Annotated in this window: 21 protein-coding genes; 14 read left to right on the top strand and 7 right to left on the bottom strand. The window is 74.0% G+C overall.

Going from position 1 to position 21001, the window contains the following annotated elements:
- Window position 1: 1 nt before the first annotated feature.
- Window positions 2–1636: an amidohydrolase gene (locus tag AB0424_RS10230; RefSeq protein ID WP_366303775.1), complete on the bottom strand. Its 1635-nt coding sequence runs from the start codon at window positions 1634–1636 to the stop codon at window positions 2–4.
- A 107-nt stretch (window positions 1637–1743) separates the two neighbouring features.
- Entirely contained in the window at window positions 1744–2463 is a 720-nt protein-coding gene (locus AB0424_RS10225) for a TetR family transcriptional regulator C-terminal domain-containing protein (protein ID WP_366303774.1), read from the bottom strand.
- 69 nt (window positions 2464–2532) lie between these two features.
- Between AB0424_RS10225 and AB0424_RS10220 the strand changes: the two genes are divergently transcribed.
- From AB0424_RS10220 to AB0424_RS10210, 3 genes are read left to right on the top strand one after another with little or no spacing between them, the layout of a single operon-like run.
- Window positions 2533–3987, top strand: coding sequence for a cytosine permease (locus tag AB0424_RS10220; protein ID WP_366303773.1), 1455 nt, complete (start codon window positions 2533–2535; stop codon window positions 3985–3987).
- Window positions 3984–4283: a hypothetical protein gene (locus AB0424_RS10215; RefSeq protein WP_366303772.1), complete on the top strand. Its 300-nt coding sequence runs from the start codon at window positions 3984–3986 to the stop codon at window positions 4281–4283. The genes AB0424_RS10220 and AB0424_RS10215 overlap by 4 nt, the downstream gene beginning before the upstream one ends.
- Before the next feature lie 5 nt (window positions 4284–4288).
- Complete coding sequence (locus tag AB0424_RS10210) at window positions 4289–4714, top strand: hypothetical protein (protein ID WP_366303771.1); 426 nt, start codon at window positions 4289–4291, stop codon at window positions 4712–4714.
- Window positions 4715–4894: 180 nt separating this feature from the next.
- Here the strand turns inward: AB0424_RS10210 and AB0424_RS10205 are convergent, their stop codons facing one another.
- From AB0424_RS10205 to AB0424_RS10195, 3 genes are all read right to left on the bottom strand, one after another.
- Window positions 4895–5584 carry a gamma-glutamyl-gamma-aminobutyrate hydrolase family protein gene (locus AB0424_RS10205; RefSeq protein ID WP_366303769.1) on the bottom strand — a complete coding sequence of 230 codons (690 nt, stop codon included), beginning with the start codon at window positions 5582–5584 and terminating at the stop codon, window positions 4895–4897.
- A gap of 45 nt (window positions 5585–5629) precedes the next feature.
- The gene (gene eat / locus AB0424_RS10200) at window positions 5630–7099 is read right to left on the bottom strand and encodes an ethanolamine permease (RefSeq protein WP_366303767.1); all 1470 of its coding nucleotides are present in this window, start codon (window positions 7097–7099) and stop codon (window positions 5630–5632) included.
- 193 nt (window positions 7100–7292) lie between these two features.
- On the bottom strand, window positions 7293–8021 hold the full coding sequence (locus AB0424_RS10195; protein WP_366303765.1) for an FCD domain-containing protein: 729 nt from the start codon (window positions 8019–8021) through the stop codon (window positions 7293–7295).
- Window positions 8022–8110: 89 nt separating this feature from the next.
- Between AB0424_RS10195 and AB0424_RS10190 the strand changes: the two genes are divergently transcribed.
- From AB0424_RS10190 to AB0424_RS10175, 4 genes are all read left to right on the top strand, one after another.
- Window positions 8111–9475, top strand: coding sequence for a glutamine synthetase family protein (locus AB0424_RS10190; RefSeq protein WP_366303763.1), 1365 nt, complete (start codon window positions 8111–8113; stop codon window positions 9473–9475).
- Between the two features lie 10 nt (window positions 9476–9485).
- Window positions 9486–10841, top strand: coding sequence for an aldehyde dehydrogenase family protein (locus tag AB0424_RS10185; protein WP_366303761.1), 1356 nt, complete (start codon window positions 9486–9488; stop codon window positions 10839–10841).
- A gap of 6 nt (window positions 10842–10847) precedes the next feature.
- Window positions 10848–11636, top strand: coding sequence for a 3-oxoacyl-ACP reductase (locus AB0424_RS10180; RefSeq protein WP_366303759.1), 789 nt, complete (start codon window positions 10848–10850; stop codon window positions 11634–11636).
- A gap of 97 nt (window positions 11637–11733) precedes the next feature.
- Window positions 11734–12999, top strand: a complete 1266-nt coding sequence (locus AB0424_RS10175) for a haloacid dehalogenase-like hydrolase (RefSeq protein WP_366303757.1) — start codon at window positions 11734–11736, stop codon at window positions 12997–12999.
- A 54-nt stretch (window positions 13000–13053) separates the two neighbouring features.
- Here AB0424_RS10175 and AB0424_RS10170 read toward each other — a convergent pair whose 3' ends face one another.
- Complete coding sequence (locus AB0424_RS10170; RefSeq protein ID WP_366303755.1) at window positions 13054–14256, bottom strand: amino acid deaminase/aldolase; 1203 nt, start codon at window positions 14254–14256, stop codon at window positions 13054–13056.
- Window positions 14257–14365: 109 nt separating this feature from the next.
- On the opposite strand from AB0424_RS10170, the gene AB0424_RS10165 reads away from it, so the two are divergent.
- From AB0424_RS10165 to AB0424_RS10155, 3 genes are all read left to right on the top strand, one after another.
- Window positions 14366–15733, top strand: a complete 1368-nt coding sequence (locus tag AB0424_RS10165; RefSeq protein ID WP_366303754.1) for a hypothetical protein — start codon at window positions 14366–14368, stop codon at window positions 15731–15733.
- A complete protein-coding gene (gene mycP, locus AB0424_RS10160) occupies window positions 15730–16911 on the top strand; it encodes a type VII secretion-associated serine protease mycosin (RefSeq protein ID WP_366303752.1) in 1182 nt (393 codons plus the stop codon). Before AB0424_RS10165 ends, mycP begins: the two co-directional genes overlap by 4 nt.
- A gap of 85 nt (window positions 16912–16996) precedes the next feature.
- Window positions 16997–17728, top strand: a complete 732-nt coding sequence (locus AB0424_RS10155; RefSeq protein WP_366303750.1) for an SseB family protein — start codon at window positions 16997–16999, stop codon at window positions 17726–17728.
- 29 nt (window positions 17729–17757) lie between these two features.
- On the opposite strand, the gene AB0424_RS10150 is transcribed toward AB0424_RS10155, so the two are convergent.
- On the bottom strand, window positions 17758–18135 hold the full coding sequence (locus AB0424_RS10150) for a DUF1844 domain-containing protein (RefSeq protein WP_366303748.1): 378 nt from the start codon (window positions 18133–18135) through the stop codon (window positions 17758–17760).
- Between the two features lie 309 nt (window positions 18136–18444).
- Here AB0424_RS10150 and infC point away from each other — a divergent pair, with 309 nt between their 5' ends.
- The 4 genes from infC (at window position 18445) to AB0424_RS10130 (ending at window position 20987) form a co-directional block, all read left to right on the top strand.
- Entirely contained in the window at window positions 18445–19200 is a 756-nt protein-coding gene (gene infC / locus AB0424_RS10145; RefSeq protein ID WP_366303746.1) for a translation initiation factor IF-3, read from the top strand.
- 124 nt (window positions 19201–19324) lie between these two features.
- Window positions 19325–19519: a 50S ribosomal protein L35 gene (gene rpmI / locus AB0424_RS10140; RefSeq protein ID WP_015032399.1), complete on the top strand. Its 195-nt coding sequence runs from the start codon at window positions 19325–19327 to the stop codon at window positions 19517–19519.
- A 105-nt stretch (window positions 19520–19624) separates the two neighbouring features.
- A complete protein-coding gene (gene rplT / locus AB0424_RS10135; protein ID WP_017241732.1) occupies window positions 19625–20011 on the top strand; it encodes a 50S ribosomal protein L20 in 387 nt (128 codons plus the stop codon).
- 136 nt (window positions 20012–20147) lie between these two features.
- Complete coding sequence (locus tag AB0424_RS10130) at window positions 20148–20987, top strand: RNA methyltransferase (protein ID WP_366303744.1); 840 nt, start codon at window positions 20148–20150, stop codon at window positions 20985–20987.
- Window positions 20988–21001 lie beyond the last annotated feature (14 nt).

Raw genomic sequence — 21001 nt, 5'->3', positions numbered from 1 at the left:
CTCAGAGGTCCGCCGCGCGGAAGGTCGGCCGGCCGTCGACCACGGTCAGGCGGACCGGGAGGTCGGGGAGGTCGGTGGCGGGCGTGGTGAGCGGGTCGGCGGCGAGGACGGTGAGGTCGGCCCGGTAGCCGGGGGCGAGCCGGCCGGCCTCGTGCTCCTCGCCGGCGGCGAAGGCCGGCGCCGTCGTCATCCCCCGCAGCGCCTCCAGCGGGGTGAGGGCCTGTTCCGGGCCGTGCGGCGCCTGGCCGAGGTCGCGGCTCGGGCGGCGGTGGCGGGCACCGGCCATCACGCCGAGCGGCGGGAAGGGGGCGATCGGCCAGTCGGATCCGAGGACCACGGTGGCGCCGGAGTCCGCCAGGTCGCGGCAGCGCCACGCGCGCGAGGCACGCTCCTCGCCGAGACGGCGCGACCAGTTGTCGCTGTGGTCGGCGCGGGTGAAGTCGCAGCAGTGGGTCGGCTGCATGGACGCGAGGACGCCGAGTTCGGCGAAGCGGCGCAGGGTGTCGTCCGGCACGGTCTCGATGTGCTCGACCCGGTGCCGTACCGCGCTCGGGCGGCCGTCGCCGGCCCGGGCCTTCTCCACGGCGTCGAGGACGTGCCGGACGGCCGCGTCGCCGATGGCGTGCGTCGCGGTGGCCACGCCCGCCCGGTGCAGCTCGCCGACGATGTGCGTGTAGGCGGCCGGGTCCGGCCAGAACGCGTGCGTGGACTCGCCGTGGCAGTCGGGGCGCTCCAGCCACGCGGTGCCGTTGTCGATGGTCCCGTCCATGAACAGCTTCACGCCCGCGACCCGCCAGAGCGCGCCGCCGGTGCCCTGCTGTTCGACGAGGGCGCGCACGCCGTCGGCGTCCGTCCCGGGCTGGCACCAGGGCGCGACCCGCAGCCGCAGCGCCAGGTCGCCGGCCTCGTCGAGCTCCCGGTAGAGGGCGAGGCTCTCGCCGTTGGCGTCCATGGCGTGTCCGCCGGTGAGCCCGGCCGCCGCCATGGACCGCAGCGCCGCCGCCAGCCGCGCGCGGCTCTCCTCGCGGGTCGGCCGCGGGGCGACCCGCTCGACCAGTTCGCAGGCGGCATCCTCCTGGAGGAGCCCGGTGGGGCGGCCCGCCGCGTCGCAGACGACCTCGGCCGACGCCTGGTCGAAGGTGCGCGGGCCGTCGACGCCGGCGAGTTCGAGCGCGCGGCGGCTGGCCAGGGCCGAGTGGGCGTCGAAGAGCAGCAGGAAGGCCGGGATCCCGTCGAGCACGGCGTCGAACGGGGCGATGCCGACCGGCGCGTCGCCGAAGACGTTCGGGTCGAGCCCCCAGGCGAAGAGCCAGGCGCCGCGGTCGAGGGACCGGGCCTCCCGCGCCAGCGCCTCCCGTACGTCGTCGAGGTCGGCGCAGGAGGACAGGTCCAGGCCGTCGGTCAGCTCGGCGCCGGAGACCGGGTGGACGTGGCCGTCGACGAGACCGGGGGTGACCACGGCCCCCTGGAGGTCGACGACCGTGGTGGAGGGCCCTGCCAGGGCCCGCATCGCGCGGTCGTCGCCCAGGGCGGCGATCCGGCCGTCGTCGGAGACGGCGAGCGCGCTCTGCGGAAGGAAAGCCCCCGTGCCGGGGTCGAGCAGACGGGCGGAGAGCAGGACGAGTCGGGTGCGCACGGAGGCTCCATGGGATGCGGAAGGGGGGCCTGACCGGGGGCCGGAAGGGGATCCGGGGGTGGCCTGGCAGGCAAGGGCGAGGTGCGGAGGCGGCGGACGGCGGGACGTCACTCCGGAGGAGCGGGGTCCGCGGGGGCCTCGGACTCCGGAGGAGCGGGGTCCGCGGGGGCCTCGGCGGGGGTGGGCTCGGGGAGGGGCGGCGCCTCGGTCAGCGCTCCGTACGGCAGGTCCAGGACGCGCTCCGCCGTGCTGACGGCCATGCGGGTCACGGCCTCCGGGAGGTCGCTGCGGTCCGTGTTGGCGTGGGAGCCCAGGCCGTCGAGGACGACCAGCATCTGGATGGCCGCGGCGCGCGGGTCGTCGGTGCGGAACTCGCCGCGCTCGACGCCCTCGCGGATGACGGCCTCCAGTCGGCCGTCGGAGGCGAGCTCCTGCTCGGCGACGCGGTCGCGGAGGAGGGGCCGGTAGCGGCTGAGGTGCCGGGCGTTGATCCAGAGCCGGCTGATGTCGTCGTACTCCTCGCCGGCGGAGAGGGTGAAGTAGCGCGCGAGGTACTGGGTCGGGGTGCCGTGCGGCCGCTCGGCGGGCAGCAGGGCGTCGAGTTCGCCGGTGGCGGCGACGCTGAACGCCTCGGCCACCAGCTCCTCGGCCGAGGGGAAGTAGTGGCTGATCAGACCGGGCCGTACGGCGAGCTCGTCGGCCACCCGCCGGAGGGTGACGCACTCGAGGCCCTCCGTCAGGGCGATGCGGGCCGCGGTCTCCACGATCTCCGCCCGCCGGGCTTCCGGGGATTTGCGAATGCGCTTGCGCTGGACGCTTGACGACATAACCGGGATGCTATTGAGTGTGCGACCAATAAGCAACCAGGTGGGCACCACACGCTTCCGGAGGGCCGCATGGCTTCCACGATCCCCGACCCGCTCCCCGGCTCCCATGGAGCCCGGGTCACCGCGCCGGCCGTCGACCGGCCGGGCCGCGTCGAGGCCCACGGCATCGACCACATCCCCGACGGGGAACGCCACGGACACCCCCGCGAGCTGTTCTCCGTCTGGGCCGCGGCCAACGTCAACTACCTCAGCCTCGTCATCGGCGGCGCCCTCGTCCTGATGGGCCTGACCCTCTGGCAGGCCGTCGCCGTGATCGTCGCCGGCAACCTCTTCTGGCTGCTCCCCGGTCTCCTCGCCACCTCCGGACCCGCCGCGGGCGCGCCGAGCGAAGTGATCACCCGAGCCCTGTACGGGGTCATCGGCAACCGCGTGAACAACGCGGTCGGCGGCTGGCTGGTCTCCGTCTGCTACTTCGCCCTCAACCTCGCCGCCGCGGCCACCGCCGCGTTCGCCCTCGTCGAGAAGACCGGCATCGCGGCGAACACCCCCGTCAAGGTCGCCGTCATCGCGGTCATCGCCGCGCTCACCCTGGCCATCAGCGTCTACGGCCACGCCCTGATCGTCCGGCTGTACCTGCCGATCACCCTGGTCCTGGCCGGCGTCTTCACTGTCGTCGCCTTCGCCGTCCTGCGGCACGCCGACTTCTCGTACGCCCCGGCGGCGCGGCTCGGCGGCGTGGAGCTCTGGGGCCTCCTCCTCGCCGGCGTCACGATGATCGCCTCGGGCCCGCTCTCGTACACCACGAGCGCCGACTTCTCCCGCTACCTGCCCCGGACGTCCTCGAAGAAGGCGATCGTCGGCTGGACCGCGCTCGGGGCCTTCCTGCCCAGCGTCGCCGTCTGCTCGCTGGGCGCCTTCGCGGCGACCGCCGTCGACATGACGGACCCGCAGACCGCGCTGCAGACGTTCCTCCCCGGCTGGTTCACCCCGGTCTTCCTGCTGGCCCTCGTCCTCGGCACGATCTCCATCAACGCCCTGACCGCCTACAGCGCCGGACTCGCCCTCCAGGCCGTCGGCCTGCGCATCCGCCGGACCGTCAGCGTCCTCTTCGACGGCGCCGGCGCCGTCGCCCTGACCCTCTACGGCCTGCTCGTCTCCGACTTCCTGGACACCGTCAGCAACGCCCTCCAGGTGATCGTGGTCCTGAGCGGCCCCCTGATGGCCGTCTACGCCACCGACGTCCTCCTCCGCCGGGGCCGCTACGACGGGATCGCCCTCTCCGACGAGAGCCCCTCCAGCCCCTTCTGGTACACCGCGGGCGTCAACCGGGCCGGCGCCCTCGCCCTCCTCGTCGGCGTCACCGCCGCGGCCCTCTGCGTCAACACCCTCTACACGGGGCCGGTCGCCACCGCCCTCGGCGGCGTCGACCTCTCGCTCCCCGTCGGCATGGCCGTCTCCGCGCTCCTCTACGCGCTCCTCATGCGCGGCGACCGCACGGTGCTCGCCGCCCGCGCGCAGGCGTGAGGGGCCGTCCGGTCCTCCGGATCGCCGGGGACTCCCCGAGGCGCCGCGGCGAGGACCGCGGCCGCCGGGCCGGCGACGCCGTCGTGCGTGCCTGGAAGGTCTACGAGGAGCTCTTCGCCGGGGTCGCCGCGGCGCACGGCCGCTCCCCGGACGTCCGCTCGCTCGCCCTGGGCTGCGCCGACACCACCCGGATGGGGGCTCCGGAGCTCGTCGAGGTGATGGAGGGGGTCGCCGACGGCGCCGGAGTGCCGTTTTCGGCATCCTCGCCGGCGCCCCGGTCTCGGCCTCCACGGTGATCACCGTGGTGACCGCCGACCGCGCCGCCCCCGTGGAGCTCGCATCCGCCGGCACGGCGGTCGTCACCCCCGACGACCGGGGCCGGCTGACCCGGACCCACCACTTCCTGGACCCCTCGCTCGCCGCCGGCGAACTGCGCGGACGCCGGGAACCGGAGACGTACGACCGGCACCGTCTGCTCACCCGGCGGGTCCGCGGCCGCTCTGGTCCGCTCGACCCCGGAGCGCTCGCGCGGCTGCTCGCCGTCCACCGCGACGACGGCGCCGAGGTCTGCTGCCACGCCCCGGCCGACGGGACGCTCGGGGACCGCCGGGCCACCCTCGCCACCGTGGCCGTCGACCCGGAGGGACGGAGCCTGGCGGTCCACGCCGGCGGCCCCTGCACGGCCGGCCCGTCGATCTGGACCGAGCTCACCGCGCCCACGCGCTGAGCCCACCCCCGGCTGCCGCCGGGGCCCCACGCGGGCTCACCCCGGGTGGGGCCGAAGCGTCGGGCTCCCTGCAGGCGGGTCCGAAACGCCGGGCTCGCTGCCGGCGGGTCCCCAGCCTCGGGCCGACCGCGGCCAGGTCCGGTACGCGGGCTCACCCCAGGCGGGCCCGAGTCGCCGGGCTCACCACTGGTGGCCCCCCGCCGCCAGGACGAGCCCCCGCATCACCCGCGCGTCCTCGCCCATCTCGGGGTGCCACTGCACGCCGAGCGCCCAGACGGGGTCGGCCAGCTCCACCGCCTCGACCGTGCCGTCCTCGGCGAGGGCGGACACGGTGAGCCCCGCGCCGAGGCGGTCCACCGCCTGGTGGTGGTAGGTCGGGACCTCCGCGAGCTCGGGCACGAGGGAGGCGTACCGGGTGCCCGGCACGGGCTTGACCGCGTGCCGGCCGATGACGCCGACGGCCTCGACGTGGCCGTCGAGGTGCTGGACCAGCGTCCCGCCGAGCGCCACGTTCAGCAGCTGCATGCCCCGGCAGATGCCGAGCAGCGGGGTGCCGGAGGTCAGCGCCGCCTCGATCAGGGCCAGCTCCCAGGTGTCGCGTGCGCGGGCGGGCGGGCCCGTACGGGGGTCGAGGGCGGCTCCGTACCGTGCGGGCTCCACGTCCGCCCCGCCCGCGACGACCAGCCCGTCGAGCCGGGCCACCACCGCGGCCGCGGCCTCCGGTCCGTCCGGCGGCAGCATCACCGCGAGCCCCCCGCTCTCCCGGACGAGCCACGGGTAGCGGGCGGGGAGCAGTGCGGCCTCCATGTCCCACACCCCCCAGCGGGCCCGGTCCAGATAGGTGGTCACGCCGATGAGCGGCTTGGACACGTGCTTCCTCCAGAAGTGCGGTTCAGAGGGGTGGGGCGTCGGCGGTCAGTCGCGTTCGAGCTCGGCCTCGGCCGCGGCGAGCGCCGCGAACTCCTCCTCGGGCGCACTGGCCACCAGATGGTGCCGACTGTAGAACGCGAAGTAGGCGAGGGCGATCCCGTACACCCCGAGCGCCATGAACGCCGCCGTCCGGTCCACCAGGAAGGTCGCCACCAGCGCCGACAGGGCGAGGACGAAGGCGACGGACGAGGTCACGATCCCGCCGGGGGTGCGGTAGGGCCGGTGCAGCCCCGGTTCGCGGCGCCGCAGCACGATGTGGGAGAGCGCCATGAGGGCGTACGAGATGGTGGCGCCGAACACCGCGATGTTCAGCATCCGGGCCCCGTTCCCGGTCCCGGCGGCCAGCGCGAAGCCGATGGCGCCCGGGATCAGCAGCCCCAGGTACGGCGACTTGCGGCGGCTGGTCAGGGAGAGGAAGCGGGGCAGGTACCCCGCCCGGGAGAGGGCGAACAGCTGGCGGGACCCGGCGTAGATGAGGGAGAAGAAGGAGGCGACCAGACCCGCCAGGCCCGCGTAGTTCACGAACCGGCTGAGCGGCGTCGGCTCCCCGTCGCCCTGGAGGGCCACGACCAGCGGGTTGCCGGCCTCCTGGACGGCCGCCGAGCCGCGGGCCCCGGTGGCGGCGAGGAAGGTCACGACGGCCAGCAGCACCAGGACGCCCATGGAGATCGCGAGCGCCCTCGGCATCGACCGCACCGGGTCCTTCGCCTCCTCGGCGGCGAGCGGCACGCCCTCGACGCCGAGGAAGAACCACATGCCGAAGGGGAAGGCGGCCCAGATGCCGAGGAGGCCGAAGGGCAGCCAGGAGTTCGAGCCGAATGCCTCGCCGTCGACCGGGATGTCGTTCAGTCCGTCGACGTGGAAGTCGGTGAACGCGCCGAGGGCGAAGACGACCAGGGCGGCGACCGCGATCGCGGTGACGATCAGGCTGAAGCGCAGCGCCTCGCCCACGCCCCACAGGTGGATCCCGATGAAGAGCGCGAAGCAGACGAGGTAGACCGGCCAGCCGGACTCCAGGCCGAAGAGGCCGAGGGATTCGACGTAGTCGCCGATGAAGATCGAGATCGCGGCGGGCGCGAGGATGTACTCGATGAGGATCGCGGTGCCGGTGAGGAAGCCGCCCCAGGTGCCGAGCGCCCGGCGGGCGAAGCCGTAGCCGCCGCCCGCGGTGGGCAGGATGGCCGAGAGCTCGGCGAGCGCGAAGACCAGACAGGCGTACATCGCGCCCATCAGGACGGTGGCGATGGCGAGCCCGCCGAAACCGCCCTTCGACAGGCCGATGTTCCAGCCGGAGAAGTCCCCGGAGACGACGTAGGCCACGCCGAGCCCGGTGAGCAGCAGCCACCCGGCGCTGCCGCGCCGCAGTGCCCGCCGCTCCAGGTAGTCGTCCTTCGGTGGGGCGGTGGCCCCGGGCGTGCTCCCGGGTGTGCCCCCGGTGGTGTCTTCGAGCGTCATGGCAGCGTCAGCTCCCCGCAACGGGCCCAATGGATTGGAGCCATACCTTTGCGGTGGCCGACGGGGGAGCGCAAGCCCCGTGCGTTACTTTCGGGTTACGCGCCCGCCGGGGACCCCGGCAGGACGCCCCTAGGGCGCGTCCGGAAAGTAGCGCCGTCTGCCCGCGGGCCAGGCGGGACTTTCCGGAGACGCCCTAGGTGAGGAAGCCGCGCAGGAGCGCCGCGGTCCCGGCGCAGTGCTCGCGCATCACCTCGCGCGCCGCGTCCGCGTCCCCGTCGAGCACGGCCTCCACCAGGGCGGTGTGCTGGTGCTGGGAGTGCTCCAGATTGCGTACGAGCAGGGGGATGCAGTCCAGGAGGTCGTTCACGGTCGCCCGGACGGCGGCGTACTGGGCGGTCAGCGTCGGCGAGCCGGACAGCTCGGCGAGCGTGAGGTGCAGCAGGGTGTCCTGGCGGCGGTAATCGGCCAGCGGGGCGTCCCGGGTGGCCGCCACGGCGGTCCGCAGCCGCTCGGCGCCGGCCGCGTCGAGGCCGTGGGCCGCGCAGAGCCCGGCCGCGCCCACCTCAAGGACCTCACGGAAGCGCAGGGTGTCCTCCATGTCGACCGTGGCGATCCGGCGGCGCAGCTCGTCCTCGTCGGCCGTCTGGACCCGGGGCAGCACGAACGTCCCGCCGTACCGGCCGCGGCGGGACTCCACGAGCCCCTGCTCCTGGAGGACCTTGAGCACCTCGCGCAGGGTGACCCGGCTGATCCCCATCCGGTCGGCCAGCTCCCGCTCGGCGGGCAGCCGCTCGCCGCCGGGCACCAGCCCGAGCCGCACGACCTGGAGGATCTGCTCCAGGGCCTCCTCGAATCCGTTGCCCGCCCGCACCGGCCGCAGCACGGGCGTCAGCCGGTCCGCCGATTCACTCGTACTGGCCACGTTCTCGTTTCCCTTTCTCCAGCACTTCCCAAGCAATGGTCTTCGGCAATACCTTATGGCTTCCGGCAGGCCGAAGGAGGAGCAATCCCGTGGCAGTCCGCACACCCCCGCTCACCGTCGAGGAGCTCCGCGCCCTCGTCGCGAGCGGCGAGATCGACACCGTCGTCCTGGCCTTCCCCGACATGCAGGGACGGCTCCAGGGAAAACGGTTCGCCGCCCCGTTCTTCCTGGACGAGGTCCTCGGCCACGGCACCGAGGGCTGCAACTATCTTCTGGCAGTCGACACCGAGATGAACACCGTCGACGGCTACGAGATGTCCTCGTGGGACCGCGGCTACGGCGACTTCGCCATGCACCCCGACCTCACGACCCTCCGGCGCCTCCCCTGGAACGAGGCCACCGCCATGGTGACGGCCGACCTCGCCTGGGGCGACGGCACCCCGGTCGTCGCCGCACCCCGGCAGATCCTCCGCGGCCAGCTGGAGCGCCTCGCCGGCCTCGGCCTCACCGCCCACGTCGGCACCGAGCTGGAGTTCATCGTCTTCCGGGACAGCTACGAGGAAGCCTGGAACGCCGACTACCGCGGCCTCACCCCCGCCAACCAGTACAACATCGACTACTCCGTCCTGGGCACCGGGCGCATCGAGCCCCTCCTGCGCCGCATCCGCAACGAGATGACCGGCGCCGGACTCACCGTCGAGTCCGCCAAGGGCGAGTGCAACCCCGGCCAGCACGAGATCGCCTTCAAGTACGACGAGGCCCTCGTCACCTGCGACCAGCACGCCGTCTACAAGACGGGCGCCAAGGAGATCGCCTCCCAGGAAGGCGTCTCGCTCACCTTCATGGCGAAGTACGACGCGCGCGAGGGCAACTCCTGCCACATCCACCTCTCCCTCCAGAACGCCGACGGGGAGAACGTGATGGCCGGCGACGACCCGCACGGGATGTCCGAGACCATGCGCCACTTCCTCGCCGGACAGCTCGCCGCCCTCCGCGACTTCTCCCTCCTCTACGCCCCCAACATCAACTCCTACAAGCGGTTCCAGCCCGGCTCCTTCGCGCCCACCGCCGTCGCCTGGGGGCACGACAACCGCACCTGCTCGCTCCGGATCGTCGGCCACGGCCGCTCCACCCGCTTCGAGAACCGCCTCCCCGGCGGCGACGTCAACCCCTACCTCGCCGTCGCCGGCCTGGTCGCCGCCGGCCTGTACGGCATCGAGCAACGCCTCGAACTGCCCCCGCCCTGCACCGGGAACGCCTACACCGGCGAGTACGCGCACGTCCCCACCACCCTGCGCGAGGCCGCCGAACTCTGGGAGACCAGCGAGATCGCCAAGGCCGCCTTCGGCGCCGAGGTCGTCGCCCACTACCGCAACATGGCCCGCGTCGAAGTCGACGCCTACGACGCCGCGGTGACCGACTGGGAGCTGCGCCGCTCCTTCGAACGACACTGAGAGGACAGAGTTGCTCCAGGTACTGAACCCGGCGACCGAGGAGCCGGTCGCCACCGTCCCCGCCGCCACGCCGGCCGACGTCGACGCGGCCGTGGCCCGCGCCACCGCCGCCCAGCGCGGCTGGGCCGCCGCCGCGCCCGCCGACCGCGCGCGGCTGCTCCGCCGCTTCGCCGCCACCGTCGACGACCACGTCGAGGAGCTCGCCCGCCTGGAGGTCACCGAGGCCGGGCACACCATCGGCAACGCCCGCTGGGAGGCCGGCAACGTCCGCGACCTGCTCGACTACGCCGCCGGGGGAGTGGAGCGCCTCAACGGACGGCAGATCCCGGTGGCCGGCGGCCTCGACATCACGATCCTCGAACCGCTCGGGGTCGTCGGCGTCATCGCCCCCTGGAACTTCCCCATGCCCATCGCCGCGTGGGCCACCGCCCCCGCCCTGGCCGCCGGCAACGCCGTCGTCCTCAAGCCAGCCGAGACGACCCCGCTCACCGCGCTCCGCCTCGCCGAACTGGCCCTGGAGGCCGGCCTGCCCGAAGGGCTGTTCCAGGTCCTCCCCGGCACCGGCCCCGTCGCGGGCAACGCCCTCGTCGAGCACCCCGGCGTCGCCAAGATCGTCTTCACCGGCTCCACCCGGGTCGGCAAGGCGATCATGGCGAAGTGCGCCGACCGCGTGAAGCGGGTCACCCTCGAACTCGGCGGCAAGAGCCCCAACATCGTCTTCGCCGACGCCGACCTCGAAGCGGCCGCCGCGGCCGCCCCGATGTCCTTCCTCGACAACAGCGGACAGGACTGCTGCGCCCGCACCCGCATCCTCGTCCAGCGCGACGTCCACGACCGCTTCCTGGAGCTCCTCACCCCCGCCATCGAGGAGATCGTCGTCGGCGACCCCGCCGACGCGCGCACCCAGATGGGCCCGCTCATCTCCCGCGCCCAGCTCGACCGCGTCCGCTCCTACGTCGGCGACGACCTCGCGGGCATCCGGGGCAAGGCCCCCGAAGGCCCCGGATTCTGGTTCCCGCCGACCGTCCTCACCGGCATCGCCGAGGACGCCCCCTGCGCCATCGAGGAGGTCTTCGGCCCCGTCGCCGTCGTCCTCCCCTTCGACGACGAGGCCGACGCGGTCCGCCTCGCCAACGCCACCGAGTACGGCCTCTCCGGCTCCCTCTGGACCCGCGACGTCGGCCGCGCCCTGCGTGTCTCCCGCGCCGTCCGCGCCGGCAACCTCTCGGTCAACTCGCACTCCAGCGTGCGCTACTCGACCCCGTTCGGCGGCTACCGCCAGTCCGGCCTCGGCCGCGAACTCGGCCCCGACGCCCTCACCGCCTTCACCGAAACCAAGAACGTCTTCCTCAGCACGGAGGCATGACCCACCATGACCAGCACCGAAGAGAACGTCTGCCGCCGCCTGGTCGGCCGTACCGCCGTCATCACCGGGGCCGGCAGCGGCATCGGCCTCGCCACCGCCCGCCGCCTCGCCTCCGAGGGCGCCCACGTCGTCTGCGGCGACATCGACGAGACCGCCGGCAAGGCCGCGGCCGAAGAGGTCGGCGGCACCTTCGTCCGGGTCGACGTCACCGACCCCGAGCAGGTCGAGGCGCTGTTCAGGACCGCCTTCGACACCTACGGCTCCGTCGACATCGCCTTCAACAACGCCGGCATCTCGCCCCCCGACGACGACTCCATCCTGGAGACCGGCCTGGAGGCGTGGAAGCGCGTCCAGGACGTCAACCTCACCTCCGTCTACCTGTGCTGCAAGGCCGCCCTGCCCTACATGCGCCGCCAGGGCAAGGGCTCCATCATCAACACCGCCTCCTTCGTCGCCATCATGGGCGCCGCCACCAGCCAGATCTCGTACACCGCGTCCAAGGGCGGCGTCCTCGCGATGTCCCGCGAACTGGGCGTCCAGTTCGCCCGCGAGGGCATCCGCGTCAACGCCCTCTGCCCGGGGCCGGTCAACACCCCGCTCCTCCAGGAGCTGTTCGCCAAGGACCCGGAGCGCGCCGCCCGCCGCCTCGTCCACATCCCCGTCGGCCGCTTCGCCGAGGCCGAGGAGATCGCCGCCGCCGTCGCCTTCCTCGCGAGCGACGACTCCTCCTTCGTCAACGCGAGCGACTTCCTCGTCGACGGCGGCATCTCCGGCGCGTACGTGACCCCGCTCTAGGAGGCACGCGCACCGGAAGTTCACCCCCGCTCCCCCCACCCGACAGCCGGGCGTCGCAAGGCGCCCGGCTGTTCCGCGTACAGACTGGAGAGTGATCATGAACCACCGACTCCGCACCTCCGCGGCGGCCGCCGCCCTCGTCCTCGCCGCGACCGGCCTCGCCTCCGCCGGACCCGCCCAGGCGAAGCCCCCGAAGCCGCGCCCCTGCCCCACCCTCACCGTCTCCGACGGCTGGTACGGCGACAACAAGGCCCGTATCGACGCCCTCATCGCCGATCACTGCGGCGACCGCACGAGAACCGGCCGCACGCCGGTGGCCGTCTTCGACTGGGACAACACCGTCGTCAAGAACGACGTCGGCGACGCCACCTTCCACTGGCTCCTCCGCAACGACCGCGTCCGCCCGCCGCGCGGCGGCGACTGGTCCACCACCAGCCGTCACCTCACGCCCGACGCCGCGGCCGCCCTCGGTGCCGCCTGCCCCACCGGCGTCCGCACCCTCCCCACGTCCACCGACACCCGCTGCGCCGACGAGCTCCTCTCCGTCTACGGCTCCGGCACGACCACCGGCGGGAAGACCGCCTTCGCGGGCCACGACCGCCGCCGCACGGAGCCCCAGTACGCCTGGCTCGCCCAGCTCCTGCACGGCTGGACCACCCGCCAGGTGGAGTCCTTCGCCGCCGCCGCCCGCGCCGAGAACCTCGCCGCGCCCCAGGGCGCCACCCAGCGCGTCGGCACCTCCCAGGTCACCGGCTGGGTCCGCTACTACGAGCAGCAGCGCGACCTGATCCGCACCCTCAAGGACGCCGGCTTCGACGTCTGGGTCGTCTCCGCCTCACCCGAGCCCGTCGTCGACGTCTGGGCGAAGGGCGTCGGCGTCGACCCCTCCCACACCCTCGGCATCCGCAACACCACCGAGCACGGCCGCCTCACCAGCCACCTCAAGGGGTGCGGCACGGTCCGGGACGGCGAGGACACGATGATCACCTACATCGACGGCAAGCGCTGCTGGATCAACCAGGAGATCTTCGGCGTCCGCGGCCCCGCCGCCGAACGCGTCCAGCCCGCCGCCCGCCGCCAGGTCCTCGCCGCCGGCGACTCCGACACCGACATCTCGTTCCTGCGGGACGCGACCGGCCTGCGCCTGGTCCTCAACCGCAACAAGAACGAACTCATGTGCCGGGCGTACGAGAACGGGGACGGCCGCTGGCTCGTCAACCCCATGTTCATCGAGCCCAAGAAGCAGAAGACGACCCCCTACCCCTGCGCCACCACCGGCTACACGGCCGGCGACGGCACCCTCCAGCCGGTCCGGCGCGCCGACGGCAGCATCGTCCCGGACCAGCGGGACACGGTGTTCTAGGCCGTCTCCGACGGAGGATCGGACGGGGTCCGGAAGGGGGGGGCGGCCCCACCCTCAGAGGAAGGTCCGCCCCTCGCCCCGGTAGGTCGGCACGGTCGCCGTGATCCGGTCGCCCTCCACGAGGTGCAGGCTCTCGAACCGCTCGCACAGCTCACCGGCCTTCGCGTGCCGGAACCACACCTTGTCGCCGATCCGCAGGTCGTCGGCGGGGGAGCCGAGCAGCGGGGTCTGCACCTCGCCGGGACCCTCCTGGGGGTCGTAGCGCAGCCCCTCCGGGAGGTACGGCACGGGCAGCCGGTCCGGGCCCGCGGCGCCCGACGCCGGATACCCGCCGCCGAGGACCGTCACCACGCCCACGCCGGGCCGGCGGACCACGGGCTGTGCGAACAGCGCGGCCGGACGCCCGCTGAAGGACGTGTAGTTGTCGAAGAGGCGCGGCACGAAGAGCCCCGAACCCGCGGCGATCTCGGTGACCGCGTCCTCGGCGGCCGTGTGCTGCACGCTCCCGGTGCCCCCGCCGTTCACGAACTCCAGGTCCGGCGCCACCGCCCGCACGGCCCGTACGACGGCCGCCCTGCGCTCCGCCAGCTCCCTGCGCGCGGCCGCCTGCATCAGCCGGATCGCCCGCGAGCGCAGCGGCCGGCCCGCGACCGCGTCGCCGACCCCCGCCACATGACCCTCGTACGCCATGATCCCGACCAGCCGGAAGCCCGGGCGGCGCACCACCGAACGCGCCAGCTCGGCCAGCTCGGCGGGCTCGCGCAGCGGGGAACGGCGCGCGCCGACCCGTATCCGGCCGCCCAGCAGGCTCAGCGCCGTGTCCAGCTCCAGGCAGACCCGGACCTCCTCCGTGCCGCCCGCGCGGGCGGCGTCGATCAGGTCGAGCTGCGCCACGTCGTCGACCATCACCGTCACGGCGGCCGCCAGCTTCGGATCGCGGGCCAGCTCACCGAACCCCGTCCGGTCGGCCGAGGGGTACGCGAGGAGCACGTCCTCGAACCCGGCCCGCGCGAGCCACAGCGACTCGTCGAGCGTGAACGACATGATGCCCGCGAAGCCCTCCCGCGCCAGCACCCGCTCCAGCAGGGCCCGGCAGCGCACGGACTTGCTCGCCACCCGCACCGGCTTGCCGCCGGCGCGGCGCACCAGGTCCGCCGCGTTGGCGTCGAAGGCGTCCAGATCGACGATCGCCACGGGCGCGTCGAGTTCGGCGGTGGCTCGGTCGTAACGGGCCCGGTCGGCGGCGCGCGGAGTCATGGCCCGAGCTTGCCAGACAGGTTTACGGGTGGGTAGCCCCTGAGTTCCCGCGCGGTGGGGAACAGCCCGTAGAGTGACGGCCATTGTCGACACGAGCAGGGGGACGGGCATGACCGCCGAGCACCGCCCCGCCTCGTCCCGCATCACCGACGCGCTCCTCCCCGGCGGTCCCCCTCCCGGCGCCGCCCCGGCCCCGAACCCCGCTCCGGCCCCCGCTCCGCTTCCGGCCGCGACCACCGCCCCCGCCGCGACCGCCGCCCCGATCCCGGCAGCGCCCGCGGCCCCCGTCCGGACACCCGCCCCGCTCCCGGCCCCGCCGACCGGCCCCACTGCACCCGCCGGTCGCACGACGGCCCCCGCGGCAGGCTCTCCGGCCGGCCGGGTCCCCGCCCGGCCCGCCCCGGCTCCCGCGCCCCTTCCGCCCACTGTGGAGACGACCACCCGCCTGCGCGCGATCCGCGCCACGGACCCCGACCCGCGCCGCGCGCCCGGTTCCGGTCCTGCCGGGGACGCGCCCGCCGCGACCGTCCCCCGCCCCGCCGCACCGCCCCGGCCCGTGTCCGCACCGGCGGGGCCGGCACCCGTCATACCGCCGCGGCCCGCGTCCGTACCCCTCCGCCCGGAGGTCTCCGGACCCGCGCGGACCTACGGCCTCGGCGTGCCCGGGGCGCTGCCGCCCGAGGCGCCGGTGGAGACGACGACACGGCTGCGGCCGGTGCGGGAGCGCAGGACCGGCCGGACGGTGGCGGTCGCGGCGTGCGCCGTGCTGGGGACGGGGCTCATCGGCGGCGCGCTGGCCGGGGTGTGGCTGGCGGCGACGGAGCCCGGAGCGCCCGTCGAACCCGTCGGGTACGCGGAGGCGAAGGAGCTCTGGCACAACGCGCCGGTGGACACGCTGTTCCCGCGCACCGTCGCGGGGCCGGGAGCCGGTCCCGGCACGGCGGCGCGCACCTGGACCAGGGTGGTCGTCGCGCCGGACGCGGCCTGCTCGCCCGCCGCGCTCGGCAAGGGCCTGCTGGCCGCGGTGAAGCCGCTCGGGTGCGAGCGCGTCCTGCGCGCCACGTACACCGACGCGACCTCCAGCAGTGTCCTCACGGTCGGCCTCGTCTTCACCCGGGCCGACGTGACCGCGCAGGGCCGGCTCGGCCGCGACGTCGCCGGCCGCCTCGGCGGGCAGGACGTGCCGCCGGCGCTGTCCGGACCCGGGACCGTCGCGGCCCGGTTCGGCGCCGCCCAGCGCGCGAGCTGGTTCCTGACCGCCCCCGCCGACCTGCCGGTCGTCGTCACCGCGGTCTCCGGCTTCGCCGACGGCCGGACCGTCGAGACCCCCCTCCCGGCCGACCAGGCCGTGGGCCCCGGCCGCACCGACGCCGTCGCCCAGTCCGGCCTCGGGCACGAGGCCAGGGGGATCGCGAAGCGGTTCGCGTCGCTGCTGCGCACGAGCGCCGTCACGGCGGCGAAGGAGAACGACCGGTGACCCCACCCTCCCGCCGCCGGACGCGCGGCGCGGCGGCCGCCCTGCTCGCCGCCGGCATCGCCGTGCTGCCCGCGACGACCGCCCCCGCGTACGCCGACACCATCCGGGCCCGCCAGTGGGGCCCGGAGGCCCTCCACACGGCCGAGGCGTGGCGGACCACCAAGGGCGAGGGGATCACCGTCGCCGTCCTCGACACGGGAGTCGACGCCGGCCACCCGGACCTGGAGGGCTCCGTCCTGCCCGGCCACGACCTCATCGGCTTCGGCGCCTCCCGGGGCGACCGCGCCTGGGCCCGGCACGGCACGGCCATGGCCGGCATCATCGCCGGGCACGGCCACGGCCCCGACGGCGGGGACGGCGTGCTCGGGATCGCGCCCGACGTGAGGATCCTGCCCGTGCGGGTCATCCTCGAAAGCACCGACAAGGCCCGTGACAAGGCCCGCAAGAGCCGCGGCACCGCCCTCGCCGAGGGCATCCGCTGGGCCGCCGACCACGGCGCCGACGTCATCAACCTCTCCCTCGGCGACGACTCCAAGTCGGCCCACCCCGACGCGGGCGAGGACGCGGCGGTGCAGTACGCCCTGGCCAAGGGCGTCTCCGTCGTCGCCTCCGCCGGCAACGGCGGGGAGAAGGGCGACCACGTCTCGTACCCCGCCGCCTACCCCGGCGTCATCGCGGTCACCGCCGTCGACCGCTTCGGCACCCACGCCTCCTTCTCCACCCGCCGCTGGTACGCCACCGTCAGCGCCCCCGGCGTCGACATCGTCATCGCGGACCCCGACCGCCGCTACTACGAGGGCTGGGGGACCAGCGCCGCCGCCGCGTTCGTCTCCGGCGCCGTCGCCCTCGTCCGGTCCGCGCACCCCGACCTCACCCCCGCCCAGATCAAGCGCCTCCTCATCGACACCGCCCGCAGCCGGCCGAAGGGCGGCCGCAGCGACGCCAAGGGGTACGGGACGGTCGACCCGGCCGCCGCGATCGACGCGGGCGCACGGCTCAAGGCAGGCGACCCCAAGAACGCCGTCGCCGGCTACCGGGGCCGCCACTTCGGTCCCGGTCCGGTGTCCGCCCAGGAGGAGACCCGCTCCTTCGGGCTGCTCGCCCCCGCCGCCGGCGGCCTCGGCGCCCTGCTCCTGCTGACCGCGGTCGTCCTCCGCCGCGCCCGCCGCACCTTCTGAGGCCCGGGCCGCACCCGCGGAACGCCGCCGGCGGCCCGAGGACCCAGCGGCCCGCGCGCCCCGGCCGGCCGGTTAGGCTCGACGCGTGGCGCTCAAGAACATCCCGGACCCCGGTTTCTCCGACGACGACGGCACCGCCGACCCGCGGCTCGCGGCGGCCCTCGCGGCCTGGGCGGAGGACAGAACCGCGCACGGCCCGGTCCTCCACGCCCTCAGGGGCGCCCGGCTGCTCGTCCCCGTGGTCGCCGTGCTCGGCGAGGTCGAGACCGACGAGAACGGCCTGCGCCGCGAGAAGACCAGCGACATGGCGGTCCCGACCCTGACGGCCGGCGACCGGCGGGCCCTCCCCGCGTTCACCTCGATCGCCTCGCTCGCCCTGTGGGACCCCGAGGCCCGGCCCGTCGCCGTCCCGCTCCACCAGGCGCTCCAGGCGGCCGCCCACGAGAAGGCGGACACGGTCGTCCTCGACCTCGCGGGCCCGGTGCCGTACCAGCTGACGGGCCCGCTGCTGCTCGCCCTCGCCGAGGGCCGCTCCAGCGCGGACCCGCTGGACGACCCGGCCGTGGTCGAGGCGGTGCGCGCCGCCGTCGCCGCCGAGCCCGCGGTGCTGCGGGCCCACCTCGGCCCCGGCACCGCCGACGGCACCCTCGCGCTGGTCCTCGCCGAGGACGGCTCGCCGGCGGAGACCGCGGGGCGCGTGGCCCGCGCCCTGGCGGCCGACGAGACACTGAGGGCCCGCCTGGTGCGGGGCCTCGACCTGGCACTGCTGCCGGCCTCGGCCACCCCTCCGGGCGAGCCCTTCTACGTCAAGCGGTAGGGGGAGTCCCCCTCGGGAGCTTCCGGGTCCTAGCCGTACACCGGTCCGGTGTACTTCTCGCCCGGACCTTGACCCGGCTCGTCCGGGATCAGGGACGCCTCGCGGAAGGCGAGCTGGAGGGACTTGAGGCCATCGCGCAGGGGAGCGGCGTGGAAGGAGGAGACCTCCGTCGCGCTGGCGTCCAGCAGGCCCGCGAGCGCGTGCACCAGCTTGCGCGCCTCGTCGAGGTCCTTGTGCTTGTCGCCCTCCTCGGTCAGCCCGAGCTTCACCGCGGCGGCGCTCATCAGGTTGACGGCGACGGTCACGATCACCTCGACCGCCGGGACCTCCGCGATGTCACGGGTCATGGATTCGAAGTCGGGGGTTTCGGGGGAGTCCGCGGACTCGTTCTGGGGCGTCTCGCTCATGCCTCACACGATAAGCCGCCCGGAGCGCCTCCCCGCCGCCCCGCCCGCATTCGCGTATGGGGACGGGTCCTGCTAACCTTGTGTAACGACCGGCCGGACACCTGTGTGCCCGGCCCACAAGTGGAGGCTCCGTACTCCCACCTGACCGCCCTCACGGGTGGCGGGTCACCGGTCAGGTGGCGCCCATCGTTCCGTACGGACGATGGAGCCGCCCGATGTGCGCCCCGCGGTTGACCGCGGCGGTGCTCCGGTATTTCCGTGGAGCCCCGCCTGTGTCCCGTCCGGGGCGTTTTTCATGTTCCGGCTCGGTTGGTCAGAAACAGACAGTGCGCGTCCGTCCGCCAGGCGGTCGCGTGGTGCTACCGAGGAGGATCCATCAGCGCCGAGCCCCGCATCAACGACAGGATTCGCGTTCCCGAGGTGCGACTTGTCGGACCCAGCGGCGAGCAGGTCGGGATTGTTCCGCTTGCCAAGGCCCTGGAGCTCGCACAGGAGTACGACCTTGACCTGGTCGAGGTCGCGGCGAACGCCCGTCCGCCCGTGTGCAAGCTCATGGACTACGGGAAGTTCAAGTACGAGTCGGCCATGAAGGCCCGTGAGGCGCGCAAGAACCAGGCGCACACGGTCATCAAGGAGATGAAGCTCCGGCCGAAGATCGACCCGCACGACTACGACACCAAGAAGGGTCACGTCGTCCGGTTCCTCAAGCAGGGCGACAAGGTCAAGATCACGATCATGTTCCGTGGTCGTGAGCAGTCCCGTCCCGAGCTTGGTTTCCGGCTGCTTCAGCGGCTGGCGTCGGACGTCGAGGAGCTTGGCTTCATCGAGTCCAACCCGAAGCAGGACGGCCGGAACATGATCATGGTTCTCGGCCCGCACAAGAAGAAGACCGAGGCCATGGCCGAGGCGCGTGAGGCCCAGGCCGCACGCAAGGCCGAGCGCCAGGGTGCGACCTCCGACGAGGCGCCCGCGGCCCCGGCCGCCGAGGCTCCGGTCGAGGAGGCTCCGGCAGCGGAGGCTCCGGTCGCCGAGGCCGAGGCTCCGGCCGAGACCCCCGAGGCGTGACCCGTCGGGCTGCCACCCAGGCAGCCCGGGGCCCCGCCCGGAACCACCAAACGAAGAACTGACGCTCCCGGTTGTCCGGTGTCCGCACCGGGCGGGAGCGCCACTGACGAGGAGATACGGCGCGATGCCGAAGAACAAGACGCACTCCGGTGCCAAGAAGCGCTTCAAGGTCACCGGCTCCGGCAAGATCCTGCGCGAGCGCGCCGGCAAGCGCCACCTGCTCGAGCACAAGTCGTCCAAGCTGACGCGTCGCCTCACCGGCAACGCCGAGATGGCCCCGGGTGACGCCGCCAAGATCAAGAAGATGCTGGGCATCTGAGTTGATCTCCCGCCCTCGGCGACGAGGGCATCCGGCAGAGACCGGGATCCATTCGTTTTTCGGGTCGTGTGAGGACCACCACGACCCCGCTACAAGGAGTTAAAAGTGGCACGCGTCAAGCGGGCAGTCAACGCCCACAAGAAGCGCCGGGCGATTCTCGAGGCGGCCTCCGGCTACCGCGGTCAGCGTTCGCGCCTGTACCGCAAGGCCAAGGAGCAGGTCACCCACTCGCTGGTCTACAACTACAACGACCGCAAGAAGCGCAAGGGCGACTTCCGTCAGCTGTGGATCCAGCGCATCAACGCCGCTGCCCGCCAGAACGGCATGACGTACAACCGCCTCATCCAGGGTCTGAAGGCCGCCAACATCGAGGTGGACCGCAAGATCCTCGCCGAGCTGGCCGTCAACGACATCAACGCGTTCGCCGCGCTGGTCGAGGTCGCGCAGAAGGCTCTGCCGGCCGACGTCAACGCCCCGAAGGCCGCCGCCTGATCTTCCAGGCCGCAGTACCTCTGCCCGGACCCGCAGGCGCGCACGCGCCTGCGGGTCCGGGTGCTTCACCCCCTGGGGGAACCGGCGCACCCGGTCCCCGAAGCCCCCGGTCCCGAAGAGAGAACCGCCGCACCCCATGGTCACCCCCGAGCTGATCTCCCCGCGTTCCCCGCGCGTCGTCGCCGCCCGGCGACTCGCCAAGCGCAACTTCCGGGGCAAGGACCGCCTCTTCATCGCCGAGGGCCCGCAGGCCGTCCGCGAGGCCGTCGAGCACCGGGGCGCCACCGGAGAGCCCACCCTCGTCGAGCTCTTCACCACCGTCGAGGCCGCCGAGCGCTACGCCCCGATCGTCGACGCCGCCCGCGCCGCCGGCGCCCGCGTCCACCACGCCTCCGACGCCGTCCTCGCCGAGGTCTCCCAGACCGTCACCCCGCAGGGCCTCGTCGGCGTCTGCCGCTTCCTCGACTCGCCCTTCGAGGAGATCATCGCGGCCCGGCCCAAGCTGGTCGCCGTCCTCGCCCACGTCCGCGACCCGGGGAACGCCGGCACCGTGCTGCGCTGCGCCGACGCGGCCGGCGCCGACGCCGTCGTCCTCACCGACGCCTCCGTCGACCTCTACAACCCCAAGTCCGTGCGGGCCTCCGTCGGCTCCCTCTTTCACCTCCCCGTGGCGGTCGGCGTCCCCGTCGAGCAGGCCGTCGCCGGGCTGAAGGGCGCGGGCGTGCGGATCCTCGCCGCCGACGGGGCGGGCCAGGACGACCTGGACGACGAGCTCGACGCCGGCACCATGGGCGGCCCCACCGCCTGGATCTTCGGCAACGAGGCGTGGGGGCTGCCGGAGGAGACCCGGGCGCTCGCCGACGCGGTCGTCCGCGTCCCGATCCACGGCAAGGCCGAGAGCCTCAACCTCGCCACCGCCGCCGCGGTCTGCCTGTACGCCTCCGCGCGTGCCCAGCGCCCCCGAACCTCCTCCTGAAGGGTCCATTCCGC

The sequence above is a fragment of the Streptomyces sp. NPDC051180 genome (genome assembly GCF_040689545.1).
Taxonomy (GTDB): domain Bacteria; phylum Actinomycetota; class Actinomycetes; order Streptomycetales; family Streptomycetaceae; genus Streptomyces.
The sequence above is the reverse complement of the archived record's forward strand: the minus strand, read 5'-3'. Positions and strand labels throughout refer to the sequence as shown.